This window comes from Psychrosphaera sp. B3R10, assembly GCF_018861025.1.
GTDB lineage: Bacteria > Pseudomonadota > Gammaproteobacteria > Enterobacterales > Alteromonadaceae > Psychrosphaera > Psychrosphaera algicola.
Genome location: NZ_JAHKQH010000041.1, coordinates 17,563 through 41,566 on the forward strand (window position 1 = coordinate 17,563; position 24,004 = coordinate 41,566).

At 39.8% G+C, this 24,004-nt stretch carries 19 protein-coding genes and 1 riboswitch; of the genes, 7 read left to right on the forward strand and 12 right to left on the reverse strand.

Features of this window, described 5'->3' with window-relative positions; translation table 11 throughout:
- Positions 1-62 precede the first annotated feature (62 nt).
- The gene (locus KO525_RS14960; RefSeq protein ID WP_215964646.1) at positions 63-1,070 is read right to left on the reverse strand and encodes a GGDEF domain-containing protein; all 1,008 of its coding nucleotides are present in this window, start codon (positions 1,068-1,070) and stop codon (positions 63-65) included.
- A 249-nt stretch (positions 1,071-1,319) separates the two neighbouring features.
- Between KO525_RS14960 and KO525_RS14965 the strand changes: the two genes are divergently transcribed.
- The 4 genes from KO525_RS14965 to tesB are packed head-to-tail and all read left to right on the forward strand — an operon-like array spanning position 1,320 to position 5,697.
- Entirely contained in the window at positions 1,320-1,988 is a 669-nt protein-coding gene (locus tag KO525_RS14965; RefSeq protein ID WP_215964647.1) for a TetR/AcrR family transcriptional regulator, read from the forward strand.
- A 5-nt stretch (positions 1,989-1,993) separates the two neighbouring features.
- Positions 1,994-3,751, forward strand: coding sequence for a DUF885 family protein (locus KO525_RS14970; protein ID WP_215964648.1), 1,758 nt, complete (start codon positions 1,994-1,996; stop codon positions 3,749-3,751).
- The gene (locus tag KO525_RS14975) at positions 3,752-4,825 is read left to right on the forward strand and encodes a potassium channel family protein (RefSeq protein WP_215964649.1); all 1,074 of its coding nucleotides are present in this window, start codon (positions 3,752-3,754) and stop codon (positions 4,823-4,825) included.
- Complete coding sequence (gene tesB, locus KO525_RS14980) at positions 4,825-5,697, forward strand: acyl-CoA thioesterase II (protein WP_215964650.1); 873 nt, start codon at positions 4,825-4,827, stop codon at positions 5,695-5,697. The genes KO525_RS14975 and tesB overlap by 1 nt, the downstream gene beginning before the upstream one ends.
- Positions 5,698-5,794: 97 nt before the next feature.
- Here tesB and plsB read toward each other — a convergent pair whose 3' ends face one another.
- The gene (gene plsB / locus KO525_RS14985; RefSeq protein WP_215964651.1) at positions 5,795-8,239 is read right to left on the reverse strand and encodes a glycerol-3-phosphate 1-O-acyltransferase PlsB; all 2,445 of its coding nucleotides are present in this window, start codon (positions 8,237-8,239) and stop codon (positions 5,795-5,797) included.
- Between the two features lie 151 nt (positions 8,240-8,390).
- Here plsB and lexA point away from each other — a divergent pair, with 151 nt between their 5' ends.
- Positions 8,391-9,008 carry a transcriptional repressor LexA gene (gene lexA, locus KO525_RS14990; protein ID WP_215964652.1) on the forward strand — a complete coding sequence of 206 codons (618 nt, stop codon included), beginning with the start codon at positions 8,391-8,393 and terminating at the stop codon, positions 9,006-9,008.
- A 242-nt stretch (positions 9,009-9,250) separates the two neighbouring features.
- On the opposite strand, the gene maoP is transcribed toward lexA, so the two are convergent.
- The 4 genes from maoP to KO525_RS15010 all read right to left on the reverse strand — a co-directional run bounded on the left by maoP (position 9,251) and on the right by KO525_RS15010 (position 13,120).
- Entirely contained in the window at positions 9,251-9,595 is a 345-nt protein-coding gene (gene maoP, locus KO525_RS14995) for a DUF413 domain-containing protein (protein ID WP_215964653.1), read from the reverse strand.
- Positions 9,596-10,226: 631 nt separating this feature from the next.
- Entirely contained in the window at positions 10,227-10,547 is a 321-nt protein-coding gene (locus tag KO525_RS15000) for a gamma-glutamyltransferase (RefSeq protein WP_215964654.1), read from the reverse strand.
- A gap of 21 nt (positions 10,548-10,568) precedes the next feature.
- Entirely contained in the window at positions 10,569-12,455 is a 1,887-nt protein-coding gene (locus tag KO525_RS15005; RefSeq protein ID WP_215964655.1) for a hypothetical protein, read from the reverse strand.
- A gap of 272 nt (positions 12,456-12,727) precedes the next feature.
- Complete coding sequence (locus tag KO525_RS15010) at positions 12,728-13,120, reverse strand: MmcQ/YjbR family DNA-binding protein (protein ID WP_368668240.1); 393 nt, start codon at positions 13,118-13,120, stop codon at positions 12,728-12,730.
- A 298-nt stretch (positions 13,121-13,418) separates the two neighbouring features.
- Between KO525_RS15010 and KO525_RS15015 the strand changes: the two genes are divergently transcribed.
- The gene (locus KO525_RS15015) at positions 13,419-14,780 is read left to right on the forward strand and encodes a DUF5610 domain-containing protein (RefSeq protein WP_215964656.1); all 1,362 of its coding nucleotides are present in this window, start codon (positions 13,419-13,421) and stop codon (positions 14,778-14,780) included.
- Positions 14,781-14,906: 126 nt separating this feature from the next.
- On the opposite strand, the gene KO525_RS15020 is transcribed toward KO525_RS15015, so the two are convergent.
- The 6 genes from KO525_RS15020 to fusA all read right to left on the reverse strand — a co-directional run bounded on the left by KO525_RS15020 (position 14,907) and on the right by fusA (position 22,922).
- A complete protein-coding gene (locus KO525_RS15020; protein ID WP_215964657.1) occupies positions 14,907-17,129 on the reverse strand; it encodes a CHASE2 domain-containing protein in 2,223 nt (740 codons plus the stop codon).
- 264 nt (positions 17,130-17,393) lie between these two features.
- Positions 17,394-17,618: a PGPGW domain-containing protein gene (locus KO525_RS15025; RefSeq protein ID WP_215964658.1), complete on the reverse strand. Its 225-nt coding sequence runs from the start codon at positions 17,616-17,618 to the stop codon at positions 17,394-17,396.
- A gap of 11 nt (positions 17,619-17,629) precedes the next feature.
- The gene (locus KO525_RS15030) at positions 17,630-18,406 is read right to left on the reverse strand and encodes a DUF4097 family beta strand repeat-containing protein (RefSeq protein ID WP_215964659.1); all 777 of its coding nucleotides are present in this window, start codon (positions 18,404-18,406) and stop codon (positions 17,630-17,632) included.
- A gap of 190 nt (positions 18,407-18,596) precedes the next feature.
- Positions 18,597-19,337, reverse strand: coding sequence for a 23S rRNA pseudouridine(2604) synthase RluF (gene rluF, locus KO525_RS15035; RefSeq protein ID WP_215964660.1), 741 nt, complete (start codon positions 19,335-19,337; stop codon positions 18,597-18,599).
- A gap of 65 nt (positions 19,338-19,402) precedes the next feature.
- Positions 19,403-20,608, reverse strand: coding sequence for an EAL and HDOD domain-containing protein (locus KO525_RS15040; protein ID WP_215964661.1), 1,206 nt, complete (start codon positions 20,606-20,608; stop codon positions 19,403-19,405).
- 223 nt (positions 20,609-20,831) lie between these two features.
- Positions 20,832-22,922, reverse strand: coding sequence for an elongation factor G (fusA, locus tag KO525_RS15045; RefSeq protein WP_215964662.1), 2,091 nt, complete (start codon positions 22,920-22,922; stop codon positions 20,832-20,834).
- A gap of 172 nt (positions 22,923-23,094) precedes the next feature.
- On the opposite strand from fusA, the gene KO525_RS15050 reads away from it, so the two are divergent.
- Complete coding sequence (locus KO525_RS15050; RefSeq protein ID WP_215964663.1) at positions 23,095-23,688, forward strand: histidine phosphatase family protein; 594 nt, start codon at positions 23,095-23,097, stop codon at positions 23,686-23,688.
- A 113-nt stretch (positions 23,689-23,801) separates the two neighbouring features.
- Positions 23,802-23,987: riboswitch (cobalamin riboswitch) on the forward strand.
- Positions 23,988-24,004 lie beyond the last annotated feature (17 nt).

The following is a 24,004-nucleotide window of genomic DNA, read 5'->3' on the forward strand; positions in this document are numbered from 1 at the left end:
AAGGGGAGACAATAATTTAGTGCAGCAGTACTCTTAGGGCTATAAAATCGCTGTGTCGTTTACTAGCTGTCGGTAAATACTCGATTTCGTCCGGTTGCCTTAGCCATTCTCATTGCCGATGTGGCTTTTTGTAACGTACCTTCAATTCCGATTTTAGGATTATATGATGTTACACCGAGGGAAACGGTAACTTTGGGTAATCGTTGACGGTTTTTAGCATTAACAAATTGTAATTTTTCTACGCCTTGGCGCACTTTTTCGGCAATCTCACCTGCAGTATGTACATCAGCCTCAGGGATCATGATCAAAAATTCTTCACCACCGGTGCGAACCGGCAAGCCGCTATCCGCGACGTAACTTTTAACTTTCTGAGCAACTTTAGATAAAATTACGTTTCCTATCGTGACACCGTAGTTATCATTAAATTGTTTAAAGTGATCGAGGTTTATGGCAATCGCCGCGATGTTTTGAACATCGTTACTGACCCACATGTCGACAGTTTGGTTTAAAACCGAGCGATTAAATAGTCCAGTAAGTTGGTCGATTTGTTTACTTTCTTCATACTCATCTATTTGTTGTTGAAGTTCCGCTGTTTTCGCCTGTGCTTGGCGTAACGCTTTCAACAATACGGTCTGAGAATTTTTCATCGAGGAAGAAATCTTAATGAGTCGGTCGATGACCTGTTTCGACAACGTTGTGTCTTCACGGTCTAACATCGACATGCCTTCATCTAATATAGAGATATAGTTCGACGTGTCTTTATGTGCTTTTGTTGCATGTTTTTGCGTGGTGGATACGACATTGTGAACATCATCAACAATGGCTTCTTGCTTGGCGTCTTGTTGTAAAATGAAGTCTTTGTACAATGACTCCATCAAAAATGAATCTATGGTTTTGCCGGCCTTTAAATCACGGTCTAATGTTTTTGAAATGTCCTTATTTGTTTCAGCCATATACTCATATACAACCCCATAATTTATGGGATTGGCTGGCAAACGATGTTGTTTCAAAAAACCTAACGTTTTTTGTAACATGCCGTCAGCTTGCTCTATGGTATCAAGGTATTTCATGCCGCACAGACTCCAGGGCGATTTTCAACGCAAATAAAACTTGGACACATTGTACTGCTGCGCTACGGATAAGCAACAAGAACAAAATGTGATTATCGTGTTGTAAATTCACAACAGGGTTAATGAACATTCCCTTATATTCATGTTATAAACTAAGATTCTTTTATTTTAAGGTCAAGAAAATACTGTAATATTTACTGATGGACAGCAAAAGTGAACGATTACAGTAAGTAAATTTAGGTCATACGAATGGAAATGAAAAAAGCAAAAAGCCAGCAGCAAAAACTTGATCGAACAAATAGCATCATTGATGCCGCCGAGCAGTTATTTAAAACTAACAAAGGTGAACTGCCTTCTGCCAGTCAAATCGCTACCGCTGCAGGCATTGCCAAAGGTACGGTCTATATCTATTTTACGAGTAAAGAAGCTATCTTTTTAACGCTTCTTGAGCGCCATATTCAAAAGTGGTTACAGGATATTGCTCGTAAAATGCAACAATTTGAAGAAAACAACTTAGATGATATTTGTCAATTTTTGTTGGAGTACTGGCAGCAAGAACCGACCCTAGGTCAGTTGTATCGAATTAGTGACGCTATGTTAGAGCCAAAGGTTGATGACAAATTTCATTTTGGATTTCAAACTCGTAAAGTAAATGAATTTAAACGCTTAGTCCCTACTTTTAAAGAACTCAATCCGGATGTCACGGCAAAAGAATGGAATGCCTTGTTGCAACGTAGCTTGGCATTAATTGCTACCGCTTGGGTTTTATCAAAACCTCATAGTGATCTTGGGGCTGATAAACATGACTTCACAAAACTTGCGACGAGTCTATTAACTCCGTTTTGGGATGCAACATTAAGTAAAGTAGTGACTCTGGAAAAACCAAAATCCGGATGGCGTAAACTATTAGGGAATTAAGTGAAATGAAATTACTTTTGTTGGTTTTACCAATTTGTCTGCTGGCTGGTTGTGCCGCCACTCCGGATGCATCTAAAAACTTTAATCGTGTGTCGGACACTATTTGGGAATACCGCCAAGCTCAGTTACCTTTTTCTGCGGATCCCAATAGTGATGATCCGCGGGCTGGGCAATTGCCAGATCTTTCTGCAGAAAAGCTTCACGAAGAGTACGAACAAACATTAAAACAGTTACAACTATTAGCGGATATTGATGTTGCTTCTCTATCGGAACAAGAACAAATAAACCACGTTGTACTGACCCATAGATTACAAAACATTGCTGATGAATATCGATTTAAAAGTCATCAAATGCCATTAACCGCAGAAGGCGGTTTTCATACCTCATTGGCTTTTTTACCAAGTGGTGTGAATGTTAAATCTAAACAAAGTCTATTCAACTATATTGCTCGATTAAAAGCCTTTCCAAAATACTTTGACCAGCAAATAAAGTGGATGAACGAAGGGCTAAAAAAGGGGAATAGTCAACCCAAAGCAGTGCTTGCTGGATACGATGGCACCATAAAAGCCTTTATTACAAAAGTGCCAACAGAAAGTGTCTATTACCGTCCGTTTACTCAGATAGGCGATTTATATTCAGAGCCTGAAATAGCAGAGCTACAAAATGCCGCTCAACTTGCGATTAGCGATTTTGTTGTACCTTCTTATAAGCGTTACCTTAACTTCTTCAATCAACAGTATTTTCCGCAAGCTCGTGACACCATCGGGGTTAAGTACACACCAAATGGTAGCGAGTTTTATCAAAACCGAGCGCTGCATTACACAACGACAAATATGTCTGTGGAAGAAATTCATCAGAAAGGATTGCAGGAGGTGGCTCGAATAAGAGCAGAAATGCAGTCGATTATTGAGCAGGTAAATTTTTCTGGTTCATTTAGTGAGTTTTTAGCGTTTCTGCGAACCGACCCGCAGTTTTATGCCAAGACACCAGAAGAGCTATTGATGCGAGCGGCTTATCTATCTAAAAAAATGGATGCCAAACTGCCCCAGTTATTTAAGCATTTACCAAGAACACCTTATGGGGTTGCGCCGGTGCCAGATCATATTGCGCCAAAGTACACAACTGGGCGATATGTGGGCGCGTCTAAAGATACAGACGCCGGCTATTATTGGGTTAATACCTATGCACTTGAACGTCGACCTTTGTACGAATTAGAAGCACTAACGTTACACGAAGCAGTTCCGGGTCATCATTTGCAAATTTCGTTGTCCCGTGAAATGACTGATACGCCAGCTTATCGCTCAAATTATTATATGTCGACCTTTGGTGAAGGGTGGGGCCTGTATGCCGAAAAACTGGGACTAGAAGCAGGGTTTTATGAAGACCCATACTCTAATTTTGGACGTTTAACCTATGAAATGTGGCGCGCTTGTCGATTAGTCGTCGATACCGGTATGCACATGAAGGATTGGACAAGGCAACAATCTATCGATTATATGAAAGCTAATACCGCGCTTTCAGAGCATAATATTGAAACTGAAATAGATCGTTATATTTCATGGCCTGCTCAGGCGTTGTCTTATAAAATAGGTGAACTTACGATATCACGATTACGACAAGAAGCTGAGCGACAACTTGGCGATAAATTTGATATCCGTGAATTCCATTATACTGTGCTTAAGAATGGTTCTGTGCCGCTGTTGGTACTAGAAAAACAAATTCAAAAGTACATTTCAAATACTAAACAAAAGGAGAGTCTCTAGTTGGTCGTTAATCAATTAATACGATTCCTGAAAATACAATTTAGTCAGGTTACTTGGAATACTATCTTCCTGCTATTTATTGCCCACGCGGCGATAAGTTGGTTAGCGCTGGTGGGTGCTGGAGAGTCGGCACTAACTCGTTGGGATGCGTTTGTCTATTACTACGTCGTGACAACAAGTACGGTTGGTTTTGGCGATATGAGTCCAACTACAGAGGCGGGTAAATGGATAGTCGCGCTGGTGCAAATCCCATTAGGATTGGCAATTTTTGGGGCACTATTAGGTAAATTAGGACAATCAGTAACAAAAGTATTAAGGCAAGTTATGACAGGCGAAAAAGATTTTAGTCACTTAGATACGCACATTTTAATTTTTGGCTGGCATGAAACTCGTACCGCAAAAATTATCGAACACATACTTGGCGACAAACGCCGCATGCAACGCACAATATTATTGTGTGTTTTTGAAGATATGGAGCATCCATTTTTAGATAATCCAATGGTTGAATTCGCTCGTCTTTCTTCGTTTACTGATGACGATGAATTGAAGCGGGTCAACGTGGCGGAAGCCGATCGGATAATAGTGGATTGCATTACCGACGACATGACATTTACGTGCGCTTTAAAACTCAGTCCTTTAGTGGCGGATGATTGCCATATAAGTGCTTACTTTGACGACGAGACGAAAGTTGAAATGTTAAATAAGTATACTGATAATGTTGAATGCAATAGCTCTAAAACGGCTGAGATACTTGTACGTTCAATGCAAGACCCAGGTAGCAGCCGATTACATGACGAATTGATGTCTACGCTTCAAGGTAATACTCAGTTTTCTACACAAGTACCAGAAGATATTGGTAACGTTCAGTTTGGTCAATTATTTTACTATTTTAAACAACATCATAATGCGATTTTACTTGCTGTCGCTAAAGATCGTATCGGTTTGGACATGACACTAAACCCGGCTAGTGACTCACTAATCACAACAGGTGATGTGCTGCATTATGTTGCGCTTGACCGTATTTTACACGAAGAAATTGACTGGACGCTTGTCCGTAAAGGAAAGGACGTATAATGAGTGAAGTACTCGACCAGCTATTAACGCACCTTAGTTTAGAAAAAATAGAAGAAGGTCTTTACCGTGGACAAAGCCAAAACTTAGGTTTTGGTCATGTATTTGGTGGACAAGTTATTGGTCAGGCGTTAAGTGCGGCCAAAGAGACTGTGGATGAACGTTTTGTGCATTCCTTTCATAGCTACTTCCTGCGTCCAGGGGATGACCGTAAACCGATAATTTATGACGTTGAAAATATTCGTGACGGTGGTTCCTTTAGCACACGTCGGATTAAAGCAATTCAATTTGGTAAGCCGATCTTTTATATGACAGCGTCATTTCAAAGTGAAGAACTTGGTTATGAGCATCAGGCTGCTAAACCTGACGTGCCAGGTCCTGATGGTTTACTTTCTGAATACGAGTTTTATCAGGAAAACATTGATAAAATTCCACCGCATTTACATGATATCGTTAGTTGTGAAAAGCCGATTGAAATTAGGCATGTACAGGTTAACAACCCATTTAATCCGAAGGTGATGAATTCACGTCGCCAAGTTTGGATTAAAGCGAACGGCATTTTACCTAGCGACCCGCGGGTTCATCGCTATTTACTCTCTTATGCATCGGACTTTAATTTTTTACCTACGGCTTTGTTTCCGCATGGAAAAAGCTTTTTACAACGAGACATGCAAGTTGCCACAATAGACCACTCGATGTGGTTCCATCGTCCGTTTCGGATGGATGAATGGATTTTATATGACATGGAAAGTACCAGTGCGAGTGGCGGCCGAGGGTTTGTTAAAGGGCAATTTTTTGACCAAGCAGGTAATTTAATTGCGTCGGCAACTCAAGAAGGTGTTATTCGCGACCGACAAAAGTTTCCTCGAAAATAAATTTGTCTCAAACGCAAGATTATCTAAAAGTTAGATAACAGATAAGTAAAAGGTCGACGTGTAAAGCGTCGACCTTTTTTATTGCATTATTTTTTGTCTAACCTAATGACTTTAACGACTGCAAAACTTCAGTACTTAACAAGCTGTTAATGTAGTTTGCGGTTTGTTCGCCTTCAGTTGATAGGTGCATTAAGCCCGCTTCATCTATTTTCACCAGCTTTTGCTCTCGAATACATGTTACTAATCCTGAGATGACTTTTTTATCAAAATACTCAGGTGCTTTTAGGTCGTGTAATTTGAGTAAACGTTTTGCTAGCTTCAAACAATCTCGTTCCAATTCGCCACGTTGTACGCCGTCAAGTTGCGCTACGCGATTAAACGTGAGTGCATATCGTTGTAGGGTATCTTTCATTATACGGGCCAATAGGTTCAGCTGAGAGTAACCATCACTTTGACGGTCAACCAAAAATTCGCCATCACTATTTAGTTGAATAACGTCATGGGACTCGAAGTATTCAATAGTATTATCGATATATAATTCCAAGTCGGTGATCGTCATGAAAAACTCGTCACGTAGAAGAGGAATAAGCGAAGATACAATTTCGACTACGTCTCGTTTTGTTGAGTTTCGGCGGGTTAATATGATCCCTGCGATTACAGACGGTACCGCAAAAAGGTGAACGACATTATTGCGGTAGTAGCTCATTAATATTGCATTGGTATCGTCAAGACGAATAATCGTGCCGTATTCGTCGTTCTCAGATTCCACTTTCTCTAAACGGATGGCTTCATCAATGACTTCGCTACTGGTTAAACTAGGTAGTTTCACCTTGTCTGAATATGGAACCGCTTGCTGTAATTGTAAATAGAACTCAATTAATTCATCCATTTCGTCACGCGGCAAAGCGTGATTTTCTGACGTTAACAACGCCATCGCACAAAGGTTTACGGTATTGATAACGGCGGCGTCATTGATGTTTTCCATTACTAAATTTGCCGTGTGGTTTACAACAGGTGTTAACCATTTTGGTTTGACAACGTCGTCAACTGTTATGAGTGACCGCCAGTCAGGTTCTGTTTGGTTTAGGATCTCGTTTAAATTAATTGGCTTACCGAAGTTGACATCACCGTGGCCATAATTTTTAAGGTTACGAAGTGCCTTAAAGATCGCAAATACCGATTCTTTTTCTTTATTTTTACCCTGCAATTCTTTTAGGTAAGTATTTACTTCCATTACATGTTCATAGCCAATGTAAACAGGGACAAGCGTAATAGGTCGGTCTATACCACGTAACATGGCTTGGATTGTCATCGCCAACATACCTGTTTTGGGTGGTAACAAACGACCCGTACGAGAACGCCCACCTTCAGTGTAATATTTGACTGGGTAACCTTTAATAAACAGCTGGCTAAGGTACTCACGAAATACGGCCGAATATAACTTGTTGCCCTTAAAGCTGCGTCTTAAAAAGAATGCGCCGGCTTTTCTAAATATAGGCCCTGCAGGCCAAAAGTTGAGGTTAATACCCGCCGCAATGTGAGGCGGAACAAGCCCTTGATGATAGATTACATAGGTTAACAATAAGTAATCCATATGACTGCGGTGGCAAGGAACATAAACAATCTCGTGGCCTTTTTGCGCCAACTCACGTAACTCGTCAGAATTATGGACACGTATGCCGTTATAAATCTTGTTCCAAACCCAAGTTAATATTCGTGAGAAGAATCGGACGTAAGTCTCGTTATAATCACCTGCGATTTCGTGTAGCAGTTTGTTTGCGTTCTTTTTCGCTTCAACCAAAGAGATGTCTTTGGTTTTCATTTCATCTTGCAGCGCTCTTTTCAACGCAGGACTTGCCAGCATACTGTTAAAAAATGCCTGACGAGCCATGATTTTAGGGCCTGTTGCAACTAAACGCTGACGTTCGAAATGAATACGCGCAACACGCATTAGTTTATGAGCTGCATCCACAGAAGTACCGTGATTGGCGACCATTTTTTGCAGGGATACTGGCTTACTAATTCGCACAAAATTGTGGCGACCTGAAAATAATACGATAAAAAACTTTCGAAGTGGCGTGGCTTGAATCGTTGCAGCTACCAGATCCCAAATACCAATTTTGTTTTGGTCATCGGTTGCTTTGCGTTCAACCCCTGGCGAGCGACCCCAACAAATCATTACTGGCACAAAAAGGACATCTTGTTGGCTTAATTCAACTTGCTGCAGAATTTTTTGACCTTCTGCTAGCGTATCCCGCATATGTGTTTTTTCATTTTTGAATATCGACTTAATTGGTTTAACGCCAAAAGTACGGTTAAAACTCTTAAACTGAATTTTAAGTTTCGAAAACGGCGAGGCTAAGTTATGTTCACGACAAGCCTGCTCAAACGCAAGTTTGTCAGTAAATGAATCGGTGGTTAACACATAACTTATCTGTTGATTCTGACTCAACGTCGATAAATCGAGTGAATCATCGATAACAACTTTGGTACGAATAAATGGTCGAGTTAACCAATAAAATACAGATGCAATAATAGACATTTTTTCGCTTAATTAATGATTTTCAAAAAGACGAGGTTGATTTTAGCAAATCGGTTCGTAAATCCTACAAATGAATTTAGTTTTTCTATTTGCAGTTTATAAATGACTGTATATACTGACAGTTATCATTACTGTATGGAAAAACAGACTTATGCGCCCGTTAACAGAACGACAAGCTCAAATATTAGACTTAATTAAACAAAGCATCGTGAATACTGGTATGCCACCAACACGAGCCGAAATTGCCACAAGACTAGGATTTCGTTCTGCTAATGCGGCGGAAGACCATTTAAAAGCGCTAGCTAAAAAGGGCTTTATTGAAATATTGCCAGGTACATCCCGCGGTATTCGTTTGACTGAAGATATTTCGCAGATGGAAACTGGCCTACCGGTTATAGGTAAAGTTGCTGCGGGTTCGCCAATACTGGCGATGGAACACGTGGACAGCCACATAAATGTCGATCCAACTATGTTTAACCCTGCCGCTGACTTTTTATTGAAGGTTGAGGGTGAAAGTATGCGCGATATCGGCATAATGGATGGTGACTTTTTGGCGGTCCATAAAACTCAAACTGCTCGCGACGGACAGGTCGTTGTTGCTCGCGTAGAAGAAGATGTGACAGTTAAAAGGTTAGAACGCAACGGTAGCCAAGTTATCTTGCATGCAGAAAACAAAGAGTTTTCGCCTATTAAAGTGGATTTGAACTACCAAGACTTTGCAATTGAAGGGTTAGCCGTAGGTGTAATAAGAAATTCGTCGTTGATGTAATTTTCTGACGACAAGCTAGGAGATTATTAGCGCCGAAATTCTCACTGTACTCCGTTAGTCTTTTTTGGTAAATACGGGTGATATTAGGTTTAATTACTCTGTGAAAGATCGCTGAATACAAGATGTTCAGCGATTTTTTGTTTGTGCAGACTCGTGATCCCAATACATACACTAATGATTAAATTAGGCTACGTTGGAGTTTAGTCTAAGCAGCTGTCCAGTTTGCTTAGTCATTTACATCTTTATAAATCGTCATCGTCGACATCCGGATCGTCTTCCACATCTTCCGCTTTTGCCGTTAACGTATATTTGGGTTTACCCGTAGTAATGATATTTTCATACTTGGCCCAAACACGCTCAACAACACTTTCTGGTAGCAAGTTGTGTTCACACATTTCCAAAAAGTGCTTTTCTGCGTCGGTTTCTGCTGCAACTTTTTTCTGTTTAAGTTGCGCTAACCTAGAACCTAAAGATGACAATATCTCGGATTCCGCTATTGTAAAATCTCCAGATCGCTTAAACCCTTTTGGAAAGTTTTTGTCGTCGTAAAACTCACTAGACTGCATAAAACCATGAAATTCTGACATAGATGTTTTTACCTCAAAACCAATTTTACTAAATAATAATTTGCACTCCATTTAGTCAGAATATTAGCCGAGAAATTATCTGATGCAAGCCCCCTAAATCAATTTATTTTAGTTTGTTTATTGTCTGACTAGCTTTGCTTTATTAGGTCTTTGATTGTCTGCGAATTTTGTTCAATATAATCGGAATGTAACCGTTAGGTTTTGTGGCAATTTCAATTTAACCTAACGATGTATGACTTTAAGATACTGCAGACACTATGCACTAATTAAGGTTATTAAAAAATGAGTGCTTGTCGACTAGGATCTTAGCATTAAGCCGGCGCAAATCTGCAGAGCAATAATGGCTATTAAATCGCTACGACAATGATGAAATTGGTTGTGTAGTGATGTGGTGACCTGGGGTCACTTTTGTAAATGACTTTAGGTCATATAATGACCGTTGGGGTTCAATTATTGTTGAGCCTTTTTTAGTTCAGGTGTTCGGTGTTTGATGTGTGCTCAGAAAAAAGCTAGTTGTTGTCATTTCTAGAAGAGTTTTAAGTGAGATAAAATCAACGTGCGCTAATAATTAAACGCACGTTGTAGGTTAGGTAAAGTAAACAGATTTTAAATAAACGATGAGTTTACGTATTTATTGCTCTAGTACTTTAGCTACGCCTCGATTAAATTTGTTAGATTCAGAAGCTGCTTGCAGTTTATTACCTTGCTTAATCACAATTTGTAGATCGCCAAATGCGCCTTCTACCAAGTTGTAACCCATTTTTTCGAGTTTGTTTAATACATCATGAGCTATTCCAGAAAAATGCTTGATCTTATTTATTGGCCATAACTGATGGTGGAATCGCGGTGTATCAACAGCGGATTGTGCAGTTATTTTGATGATATAAACATAAACTCGGTAATGGGAACGGATAATTGAAAAATCAAAAAATAGTATTTTTTGATTTTTCAAAGATAGCTCATGAGAGATTAATTATCCTTTGTCGGTCGGATTAAGATCCTCTTCTTGTCGCAAATACCCCGCGGCTTCTTCATCTTGTTCTAACGCTGCCGTTGATGTTGGATTTGCTCTAGTTTGCTGGTTTAGCTGATAAAGTTGTGATGCATTCCCCAAATCTCGTTCACTGGTAATTGAAGCTATAGATTCACGGTCTTTTAAGAACGAAATGACATCCGCTTTAATGGCGGCTAATTGCTCATTATCTTTATGTAGCTCCATGATATGTCTTGGATGCTCCAGGTTTTTCATACCAGTCGCCGCAAATGTAGTAGAGACGATGCGGGAAACGATAATCCATGGCGTAATACTGCTTCGAACCAAAGTATTTTCAGAGCGAGTGCTATCGTGGATACCAGTACCAGTAGAAATTTTAGATTCAGTAAAGGTCCCTTCGCACTTGAAGTAGACCAACAGAGACTCGAATTGCATTTCAGCATAGAACAAATGAGCACAATTGGTCAGTAGCCTTGCAAATGCACGCAGTAAAAAGCCAATAAGCAAGATGTGAAAACTTGCGATTAATAACGTACTAAATTCCAATAGATGGTCAGAATTTATTATTTGCTCAATGTTGCCAATATTAACCGTGTCGATAAAGTGAATGATATCGATTGCGGAATAAGCAAATAGCACAGTAAAAGCAATGGCTAATAAATAAAGTGCATTACCACAAATAAGTGAAACTAGACGGGCAGTTTGAAAGGTTTTACCTAATGATAAAGGCTTAAATTTCGGCTGTATCTCTTGGATCATTTCGCCTTTAAAGCCACCTTTACCATCAACTTGTTCCTGCAGTTGTGGTTCAAGTTCCTTGTAAACTCGGTTTGGCACTTCTTTATAACGGCGGTTCGCCATGACTAAGTTATCGAGGTTAATAAAAATTTCCTCAGGGTGTACCGATTCCTGCCAATTTTCACGAAGTTCTGATACTTCAGCTACCGGATTAGAGTTACCTAGACGAGCTTTGATCATAATAAAAATTAAGGCACTGCAAATAAGTGCTAAAACGATAGTCGCAACAAGATAAAGCGCAGCATTAAAGTCAGGCAATTGAGTCAGTGCATTATCTATATCCACTTTGTTTAGGTTACCTTGTGCCATTAACCAAGAAACAAGAAGGCCAATGATGATAGGAAAGACAAATGACAACGAAATGATTTTGGCTAGTGTACCTGAGCCTAATGCTTCAATCTGAGTTTCTGCATCACGTTGGATTGGTTTACCAGCAGAACGCCATGAAAATAGGATATAAAACATTAATAGGGTGCTATAAATAGGGAATGCCAATTCACCTGCTTCACCGGCAAACCCGGCTAAAGAAACAAAAGCGATTAGACCATAGGATAGTAATGCTACTAATGTACTTACCCACGAACCAAATAAACGCTGGGCCATATTTCGTATAGGAAAAGGTAAAAATAATAATTTTGGAATTAAGCTATGTAAAAGACGAGATAGAAAACCGACGGGTTCAACGAAGGTGCTGTTTTTTCGACCAACCAGCATTTCTTCTAATGTTTTAGCATTATATGCAACATCATTTTTTTCTTCTTGTGCTGTAGATGTTTCTGACTTACTAAAATTATATGCAAGAGATGTGGGGTGATTTCTGCCGACAAAATAGCGTAATGTACTATAAATACCAGATGCTAATATTTTGATACCTAGTCCAAGCGAGATCATACCAAATATCATTAATATCCAGCCGATACGAGGGTCTTCTTTAACGGAGCCCGACGCGATGACAAGTAAACTTATCCCAACGATAGTTTGAATAATTCCTCTTAGAGCAGTGATTTTGCCCTCTAATTTAAAGGGGTTTTTTAGACCGAGATCTATAGAGCCATAATCAAAAGCCACGGAATTCTCCTTAATGTCTTATTCCATATAAGATGATGTTTTACAGTGTGTTATATCACTTCGCGGTAAATATTTCACGTCGCCGCTACTTTGCCTATACGGCACCTTTTTTACAATGAATTTTTGAGAATGACTGACAAAAAAGGCCAATATGTAGAACCACTCCAATTAAAAAATGATGTGCTAGCACGAGGGCGATGAGACGAAAATCGTTCGCGATTATTCATAAAGAGCGGTACGGCACAATATATTGAAAGTGAAAGTTCAGTACATTATAAATGTAATAAAATAGACGATTGATCTTTTTTAGCCATTTTATTTACGACGAGCATAAAAGAGTTATCTATCAATCGTTCTATTTCGCCTTTTGGAATGGGGTCTTCAAAATAAATAGAAATCCAATGTTTTTTATTCATGTGGTAGCCCGGTTTAATAGTTGGAAAAATTTCTCGAAGCATTATCGATTCGTCCGGATCACACTTTAGATTTAACATTAATTGGTCGTCACGCCATGCGAGCAATGCAAACATTTTGTTTTTGACCTTATAGACAGAAACGTCGTCTCCAAATGGAAATGTCTCTAATGTTTCAGGCTTATTGATTAGGTAGGTTTTGAGCTGGTCAAGTTCCATTAATTCCACAGTATTGAGCTTATTAAGTTGCATAGATAAGGCCACAGACTCAACTTTAATTCAAACATTGAATTAAAGTTGAGTCTTTTTAACTAAAGCTAAACTAGATTAAAACGACTCAAAATACCCATTAGGGTCTATTGTTAATTAATAATTTTTATTCTTTATTATTTTTTTAAGACAAAACATCAGTCTAACTAGCTGGAAAACAATATGTTTTTGGGATATATGTTTTTGTTCGTTATTTATACAAAAAAGATATAATAAAAAATGTTAACTAATGGGGGTTATGGCCGATAACAATCTTGGGTAGATATAGGTAGAAATTTATATGATTAGATTAGACACAAATTTGATGAGTAACTTAGGGCCGAGTTCGTCAAATAACAAAACAAGGTCAATGGAAGAATCTAGTTCGACAGGTGTGAAAGCACACGAACAAATTACATTCTATCAATACAATAGTAGCGATAAAAAAAGCTTTTCGATGTTTCAGCAAACGGTTCATCGTCGACTTGAAGACTCGCTGCAGGCAAAATTTCCTTCGGCAAATTCATCTTTAGAAGAACTCGAAGTTAAAGAACGCGAAGAACGAGCTAATCTTGCGGCAAACAATATCTTAAAGTTTGTTGAATTGCGGTTGAAACATGATGTGGCCGATGGCGCAACTTCTGAGCAACTCGAGTCAAGATTAAAAGCTGCTTTAGAAGGTTTTGAGAAGGGATACGACGAAGCCAACGATGTTCTAAAAGATATGAACTTGTTAAGCCCCGAAGTTGATGAAGATATATCGTTAACCAAAGAAAAGGTGCTTGCAGGATTAGAACTTTTAAAAGAAAAGTATCTACCAGAAACAGCAGTTGAAAATTCTGACAACGACGTAAATGACTTGGCCAATAGCGCTGTTAGCAGTAATGACGTTGTTGCTAAAGCTTCTAAGTCTGAAGTAAGACAAAATATTGGTAAGACGCTCGCTGAGTACAGCGCTGTTCAAGTGGGTGAAGCTCGAGATTTTAGTTTTGAATTGCAAACAAAAGATGGAGATGTCGTTACGATCAACGCATCTTCATTAATGGCCTATCAGGCAGAGTCAGCGAGTGGCTCAACAAAAACACAGTTCGGCGAATCTCAGCTTAATTATTTGTCAGCGGATAGTTTAGAAGAAAACAACTTTGCGTTTTCAGTAACCGGTGAACTCGACGATGACGAGTTAAAAGCGATAAACGATATTCTAAATAGCGTTAATGATTTAGCGACTGACTTTTATGGTGGTGATGTAAACAAGGCATTTGAGAAAGCGATGAATATGGGATTTGATTCAAATGAGATCAGTTCCTTTGCATTCTCCATGACTCGAGTAAGAAGTGTTAAAGCAATACAGGCTTATCAACCAGAACAAGAAATACTTAAACCGAGTGTATTAAGCGAGTTAAAACCGATTGGTAAATTTGCGTCTGAGTTAGCTCGTAGCCTGACCATTGCCAAGGAGCATTTTACTCATCCGCAACAATTGATAAGCTCAATACTTGAACAGGTCGACTTACCAGATTCTTCGGGTAATGAAGCCTCTAATAGTGACGGTAAAGGCAAAATGAGCTTTTTCGAATTTGCTCAATCGCTATTGGAAAAGTTTGACGAATTAGATGCAATGACGGCAATGCCAGACGCTAAGGGTAAAGAAACAGGGTTATAACCTCAGTACTTTTATTTTGTTTGGGGTGAATTTCAAAATACATAGTTGAAACGGGCATTGCTTTAAAATCTAACAATGCCCAATAACGAATGCTCTGGTCGTTCACTCTATTTCGAGCATTTCGAGCTATTTCGAAGTGTGAGTAAACGAGCCATCCCAATCACTTGCTAAGTCTTCATGCCTGAGCTGTTCAATGCGTTCCAAATACATTTTGTAAAGGTATCGTTCTGGGAATTGCTCTAGCAAAGTGGTGTACTTTTGATCCGCGCTATCCCATTTTTGATCAAGGTAGTCTTGATAAGCCGATTCTAAATCGGTGATTTCCACTTTAGTGACATCGTCCAAATCGTCTAACATGCAAACGGGCTCAAAGATGGCGACGGCCAAATCTTTACCTTTTACTTTTACTTTGTCCACGGGCCTAAATGCGATATTAGGGCATTGCGCTCGGGTGAATTCACTAACAAGAAACTCCAAACCATAAAACTTTGTTAACCCTTCAAGACGAGCACCTAAATTCACTGCGTCGCCAAGCACCGTATATGCCCGACGATATTCTGATCCCATGTCACCGACGTTCATTTCACCGGTATTTATCCCAATACCAACGCGCACAGCCGGCCAGTCCTTTTTCGCAAACTCTTCCCGTAAGTAGGCGGTGATTTTTAACATGTCAAAGCCACCTATGACCGATAACTCAGCATGTCTAGGGTTGTCGATAGGGGCCCCCCAAAAGGCCATAACCATGTCACCAACGTATTTGTCGATTGTACCTTCATGCTCAAATATGCTCTTGGTAATTGGAGAAAAGTATTCATTTAACATGTCTTTTAAATCATTAGCGGAGAGTTTTTCAGAGATGCTGGTAAAGCTGCGGATATCTGAAAACAGCACCGACATTTCTTTTCTTTCACCTTTTAATGATGCGCTTGATGGATCACTTAACATTTGGTCTATATGCGCTGGTGGTACATATTGGTCAAACATCGATTTGATCCGTTGTTTGTTTGCATTTTCACTAAAGAAGCCCTTTGCAATATTAAATATTGAAATCCCGATGGACACTATTAATGCATGGATTATGGGGAGGTCCATTTGATCAACTTGCCAGAGATAGAAATTAAACCCAACGATGCTTGCGATGGAAACAAGTCCCCAAACCGCCATCGACATAGGCCCGACGAAGGGTAAGACGAATGATAAAATCAGCCCCCAAATAACAATTTGCGCTGCTACGGCACCTTCCCAAAATATCGGACGGTACTTAAACAACTCGGGATTAAGCAAACCCTCAACCACATTGGCGTGTACTTCAACCCCTGGGTATTGAATACCGACTGAGGTTTCCCGTAAATCGGCAATGCCAACAGCCGATGTGCCCACTAACGCAACGCCACCTTCGAGTAATTCAGGGGCGATGCGTCCATGTAATATGTCAGTAGCAGAATAATATGGGAAAGATTTTTGTCCCCCACGATAAGGAATTAATACTCGACCAAATGAGTCAGTTTTTATCCGTCGTTTAGTGCCAAATTTGATGGCTGAAATATCATGAGCTCCTTCAAATGCCTCAGATGGTTTAGTCTCAACAAAGACTTCATCGGCGAGCTCATATACGCGAGCTATTTCTATAGATAAGGAAGGGTATAACACGCCATTATGTTCAAACACTAAAGCGGCTCGGCGGATTGCTCCGTCGAAATCCGGGACAGAATTGAAAAAGCCCTGCGAGATTGCCGCTTCTTGGAGGACCTCAACATTCGCAACTTTTCCGGCAAAGTGCATACTAGATATTCGAACGGCTTTAGGGTCCAACATGACAATAGGAGACGGTTTAAGCGTACCAACGTCAACTGACTTGTCATGTTGTAGCAGACCACCTAAAACAACGTCATAGTCCGCTATGGTTTGTGCAAACTGCGTATCGGCGTCGAGTTTAAGCCTTAATTCAGCGAGTTTAGATTTTGAGAGGTGACTTAAAGCATCAGCGTCGATTAAGGTATCCACGGGATTTATTTCTGGTTCAGAAAATACGACGTCGAATCCGACAACAACGACCCCAGCTTCTTTGAGTTGTTCAACCATTTGGCTTATAGTGGAACGGCTCCATGGCCAGCGACCAACTTCTTCTAACGCCTTTTCGTCAATGTCGACAATAAAGATATTGTGGCTACTTTTTCTTGGGGTATCCGGTAGAGTGGCGTTGAGCCTTAGGTCATAAATAATGCCTTCGATTTTTGAAATGTTTTCCTGCAGTAGTTTGTTTTGCGGGTTTATTAGTCCTATAGCCAAAAAGGTGATGATTAACCCAATCGCAATCGCATTTTTTTGTTTTCTTAAGCGCTTCATTTATCTGCAGATCCCTTGAAGTCAAAGTCGTAGATATAATGGCACGGCGAATGCGAGATAAAATCACATGGTTCGAATATGCCTATCTTTTATTGACCTAAGAGTACTTAACGATGAGGAAAATTGAAAGCTGACACTGAATTTGTTTAGGTTTTAATTTGTGATGTGTATTTTTTAACAATGTTGCGGTGGCATTGTGATTGTTTAGGAATAGGAATAGCAAAATCCAAAACGCCCAACAGGGTCGGGCGTTTTGCAGCTGAATTAATCGGAACGGCGGCGTTTGCTAATTTGAGCATCAAGCCAACGGGCACTCTTACTCAACATCTTTTGACATCGTTTTAGCCAAACCTTTGCCGCTGGGTATTCAAAGCTAAGTAGATACAAGCCTGGGATCAGTAGCAACAGCGACGGCCCAGGGACAATGACAAATATCAAACCTAAGAACACCAACAAACCACCTGTGATTGTATAAAGAAGCTTTTTCATTTTATACCCCATTAGTCGTCAATTGAGACGTTCCCTTTGATACCAGAAATAGCCAATCCGCCAGAACCCGATTCGATTATCGTTAAGCCGCCAGCGGTATTTATTGAGATGTCACCAGAACCATCGTCAATTGTCACCAAACCCGATATTTGAGTTACTGTTAGGTCGCCAGAGCCGTCTTCAATGTCCACATTACCTTTAATATTGGCGATATAGAGTTCACCTGAGCCGTCGTCAATCCAAACATTTCCGTCTGCGTTTTTAACGACGATGTCACCAGAACCATCATCGATGACAATGTCTTTGGCAACTTGATTGAGCAAAATGTTTCCAGAGCCGTCGTCAATCGCAATACCGTTGGTGACGTTTGATATAGAAATATCCCCAGAACCATCATCGATAGTTAAAGCGAGTTCAAGTGGCATGGTTATTTGTAAATGTATCCGCGGTGAAGAGCCAATCCAGTAGCCAGAACTACCGTCATGTTTTGCAACTAGCTCAGCGGATTTACCGTTTTTTCTTAGTGTGAGTTGATAATCTTTTTGTTTTGTTGTGAAGATTGAAGCTTCAACAATAATGTTGGTTTGTCCCTCAATACCTCTAATAGTAAGGTCGCCGGCACCCGCTTCGATTTCAAAATTACGTAATCCTGTGGCATCAAGCTCGAGTTTTTCAGTTAATTGCACGTTGGCTTTTTGGCCTTTGTTGCCCCCAACATGAATGACACAGGCTGAGATCGCAGTAGTAAACAGCGCAAGGATAGTGAATTTAACGAATAGCTTTTTCATATTTTTAAACGGTCCTAATTTTAACGTTATTAAGCTATAACAATCAAAATCGAGGCCATGTTTTAACTATATGATTTTAAAGGTTTAAAATATGCTTCTATAAAAAAGAAACGTTGCGTTTGGTTTAATAAACCACTATCTGGCAAAAATGCCAAAATTAGTGGTTTATTTAAGTCATTATTTGTATGGTTTAGTCGGCTGTTTTGGATGAGCCCTGCACTGCGTTATTTATTGTCGCCATTTCATTTTTGGTCAATTCACGCCATTGTCCTACAGCTAACCCTTTTAACGATACATTCATTATTCGTGTGCGTTTTAATTTCGTAACGTCATATCCCAAATATTCACACATGCGGCGAATTTGTCGATTGAGTCCTTGAGTTAAAATAATTGAAAATTGCTTTGGCCCAATAAGCTTAACTTTACAAGGTTTAGTTACGGTACCTAAGATTGGGATACCTTTTTCCATTCGAGATTTAAATCGGTCGTTTAATGGGGTGCTAACAGTAACTACATATTCTTTTTCATGGGCGTTTTCGGCACGAAGAATTTTATTAACAATATCGCCATCAGAGGTTAAAAATATGAGCCCTTCGGAAGGTTTGTCGAGGCGACCGATTGGGAAAATACGTTGCTTGTGATTGATCGCGTCTACGATATTGCCCCTAACATGTTTTTCAGTCGTACAGGTAATGCCAATTGGTTTATTGTAGGCAATATAGATCCTATCCGATTTATTTTCGGCACTCGCTTTAATCAATTTACCATCAACTGTTACAGTATCTCCTGGCAAAACTTTTGTGCCGAGCTCGGGAATTTGTTCGTTAATTTTTACGCGATTTTGCTCGATTAACTTGTCGGCTTCACGTCTAGAACAAAAGCCAGATTCGCTTATATATTTGTTTAGACGTTTGGATATGACTTCGCTCAAAATCAGGGCCTCTTTAATTAGAAATGTGGTACGGGGCGGAGTGTACCACAAAGCAAATCAGAGGATTAAATGATAGTTTTAGACCAATCCAGCGCAAACGCATAAGCGGCGTCAACTTTTTCCATTGGCGCGTCTAATTGTTCGGCGTATTTGACCACAAGTTCTTCGTTATTTTGCTCTTTTGCTTTAGCGATTTGGAGCGCAATTGAGCGGCGACATTCTATTTTTACCAATGCCGCTTTTATTTCTGGGTGCAATGGAATGAGTTGTAAAACGTCATCGAGTGGGTATCCTAAGATTAAATCTATCTGCGACAACATACCCGCTAAGAACGCTTTGTCATCAAATTTATTATCCGTTGCATTAGTCAGAACTATTTCACAAAATTTAGCTCGTTGAAGCGACTTTAGTACTAAATCGCTATTTTTCTCCGACGCTAAATTTGCGATTAACAGCAATGATAAATATTTTTTAACTTCGTGCTCACCTAAATATATAAGGGCGTGTCGGACACTTTCTATTTCTTTCTCAAGTTGCTTGTTTGCATTGTTTAAAAAGCGCAGTAATTTATACGTTAGCGTTATGTCTTTTAAGAATAGTTGTTCTAGTGTGTTGTAATTTAATTTAGGTTCGCTCACTAGGCTAATCAACTCGACAACTAGGTTTTGCGATAGGCTTACTTTGTTTTTCTTGATCATCTCAGGCGGAGAAAAATAGTATCCTTGAAAATAGGTGAAGCCGAGTGACAAATATTGAGCAAACTGTTTTTCTGTCTCAACCTTTTCCGCTAACCAAATAACATGTTTATATTCTTCACGTCTAATTTGCTTCATACATTGTAGAAGGCTTACCAGTTGAATATCGACTTTGACTATTTGGGCAAATGGCACAATAGGTAACCATTTTTCATCAAAGTTAAAGTCGTCTAGTGCAAAAACATAACCTTTTTTACTGAGTGTTTCTAACGCTGAGACTAATTTGTCGGAGACTTCTACATCCTCAAGGATTTCTATAACAACCGTACTTGGGTCGATAAAATCTGGAAAGTTATTAATTAGTGTATCGGTGGGGAAATTTATAAAGGCTAATTTATTGTCTGTTACTTTCTGCAAACCCATAGTGAGTTCATTTTCTGCAATAAGTGTTGTTGTCGCCGTGTCGGGGTGTATTTTTGGAAATGTGTTGTTTTCAGTATCTCGAAACAATAATTCATAGGCATATAAATTATTATGTTTATCAACGATAGGTTGGCGGGCAACGTAGGAATACATGCTGATAATAGGGTCTTCTAATTTTCTTACAATAAGTATTGGTAACAATAGTAGTAATGTCGGACTTTCACAATAGGGGAATATCTTATATTAGAAAATTTTAATATTGTGAACTTAAGACTGAGGCTGCTTTGTTGTTCCTTCTAGACGTACTTTGTTGATTTACATGCATAAAAAAACCGCTGAATAATCAGCGGTTTTTACAATAAATTTAGTTAAAAACTTATTTAGATTTTTTAGCTTCTTTAGCGGCAGCAATAACTTCTTCTGCAACACTGCTAGGACAAGGCATGTAGTTTTTGAATTCCATAGAGAATTGACCACGGCCTGAAGTCATAGTACGTAATGACCCGATATAACCAAACATTTCTGAAAGTGGTACATCAGCTTTAATACGTACGCCAGTCGCGCCCGCTTCTTGACCAGCGATCATGCCACGACGACGACTAAGGTCACCGATAACATCACCAACGTGATCTTCAGGAGTGAACACGTCTACTAACATTACTGGTTCAAGTAGTTGTGCACCTGCTTTTGGAATTGACTGACGGAATGCGCCACGTGCTGCTAATTCAAATGCTACAGCAGATGAATCGACTGCGTGGAAGCCACCATCGTATAGTTCGATTTCAACGTCAAGTACAGGGAATCCAGCAAGAACACCATTTTCCATCATACCAGCAAAACCTTTCTCGATAGCCGGGAAGAATTCTTTTGGTACGTTACCACCAACAACAGTTGATGCAAACGTGAAGCCAGAACCAGGTTCGCCAGGCTTGATACGGTAATCAATTTTACCGAATTGACCAGAACCACCAGATTGTTTCTTATGCGTGTATGAATCTTCAACTGCTTGCGTGATAGTTTCACGGTATGCAACTTGTGGTTCACCAACTTCTAATTCAACACCGTAAGTACGTTTTAAGATATCAACTTTGATGTCTAAGTGAAGCTCACCCATACCAGATAGGATTGTTTCGCCAGAATCTTGGTCAGTTTCAACGCGGAATGTTGGATCTTCAGCAACCATTTTACCGATGGCAATACCCATTTTCTCAGTTGAACCTTTATCTTTAGGCTTAACAGAGATTGAGATTACTGGCTCAGGGAATACCATTGCTTCTAGGATGATTGGGTCTTTAGGATCACATAATGTGTGACCAGTTTGAACGTTACTTTTCATACCAACGATAGCGATGATGTCGCCCGCTTGTGCTGAAGTAAGTTCTTTACGGTCATCTGCTTGCATCTCAACCATACGGCCAACACGCTCAGTTTTACCTGTAGCAGCATTCATGATCGTATCACCTTTGTTCAGTTTACCTGAATAGATACGTACGAACGTAAGGGCACCAAAACGGTCATCCATGATTTTGAATGCTAACGCTTTGAAAGATTCATCAGCAGAAACGATAGCGTGACGACCAGTAGGTTCGCCTTCTTCGTCAGTTAGTGGCTGAGGATCAACTTCTGTAGGTGAAGGCAAGTAATCAACAACAGCGTCAAGAACTAATTGAACACCTTTGTTTTTAAATGCAGAACCACAGTATGTTGGGAAGAAATCCATTGTACGAGTACCTTTACGGATACAACGCTTGATGTCTTCCATTGAAGGCTCTGTGCCTTCTTCTAAGTATGCTTCGAAAAGGTCATCGTCTTGCTCTAAAGCAGTTTCGATTAACGCTTCACGGTACTCTTCTACTTTGTCAACCATGTCCGCAGGAACATCAGTTACTTCGTAGTTTTCAGGAAGACCAGTGTCATCCCATACGTAAGCTTTGCGTGTAAGCAAGTCAACAACACCAGTGAAATCGTCTTCGATACCGATTGGAAGTACCATAACTAGTGGGTTAGCACCAAGTACGTCTTTAGTTTGTTTAACAACGCGGTAAAAGTCAGCACCTAAACGGTCTAATTTGTTTACGAAGATAATACGTGCAACTTCTGAGTCATTCGCGTAGCGCCAGTTAGTTTCTGATTGTGGTTCAACACCACCAGAACCACAGAATACACCAATACCGCCGTCCAATACTTTAAGAGAACGATATACTTCAACTGTGAAGTCAACGTGTCCTGGAGTATCGATAACGTTAAAACGGTGGTCTTTCCAAAAACAACTTACTGCTGCTGATTGGATAGTAATACCGCGCTCAGCTTCCTGTTCCATGAAGTCAGTCGTAGACTCACCGTCATGTACTTCACCGGTCTTATGAATTTGACCAGTTAATTTTAAAATACGCTCAGTTGTTGTGGTTTTACCAGCATCAACGTGAGCGAAGATACCTATGTTTCTGTATTTAGATAAGTCAGCCATATCGTACTCTATCTTCTCAAAATGGATTGGTTAAAAAAAGCCGCGGGATTCTACCATTAAAAGCATAAAACAGCACACTTTTAATCCAAAAAAGTTGGATTTGTTTATCGACTTAGTTCAATCTAGCTGGAATATAAGGTTGAAAAACGAACAAAAGTTCGTCGGAATGATTTTGAAAACCTGTTACTTTTATTTTTTACGGCATGGTGAATTAACCGGCAAAGGCCAGTTGGCAGGGCATACAGACATTCCGCTGTCAGTAGTGGGATTGCAACAAATGCGTACTTCCACTTATGGACTTGATATAAATCGCTGTATTTCTTCGCCATTAAAACGTTGCAAAGTATTTTCAAAAGAATTTTCAATTAATCAAAATTTGCCCCTAGATTTCTCTTCCGCAATCCAAGAAATGAACTTTGGCGAGTGGGATGGCGAAGCGTTTGATCAGCTTTGGCAGATGCCTAAGCCAAATATTGGCGACTTTTGGGAAACACCGGATACGGTAACGCCTCCGCGGGGGGAAACATTTGCTGATTTTTCGATTCGAGTCAAAGCATGGTGGGAACATCAAGTTGCACAGCATACAGAAGAAAACGTCTTGGTTGTAACCCACGCTGGTGTTATCAAACAAATCATTGGTTTGGTCACTGGGGTGTCGCCGTTGAGCAGTATTCACAGTCGATTAGAGGTTAAATATGGCGGTGTTATTTGCGTTAAAGTTTATTCCGACGACAATCATCCTCCTTGGGTAAGCCTTGTTTTTTAGCCTTGTTTTAAATCATGTTTTTTAAGTCAGGAGGCAAGTTTGACCTTGCTATTTATGTAGTCTTTTGGATAATAGCCATCCAGATGTCTGATTGTTCTTCATACTAATTGCTATTTTGCTGTATGATGGCGCTCAGAGACAACTTATTAAAACTGGGAATGTGGTTCGAATCCACAACTGTACCCGCAACTGTATTCAGAGCAATGTTTGAAACCACTGGCCAAAATTAAATTATGGTTGGGAAGGCAAACATCGAGTAGCTGAAAGTCAGGATACCAGAGTATTTTAATAAGAACATAATTGACCTAAACGAGCG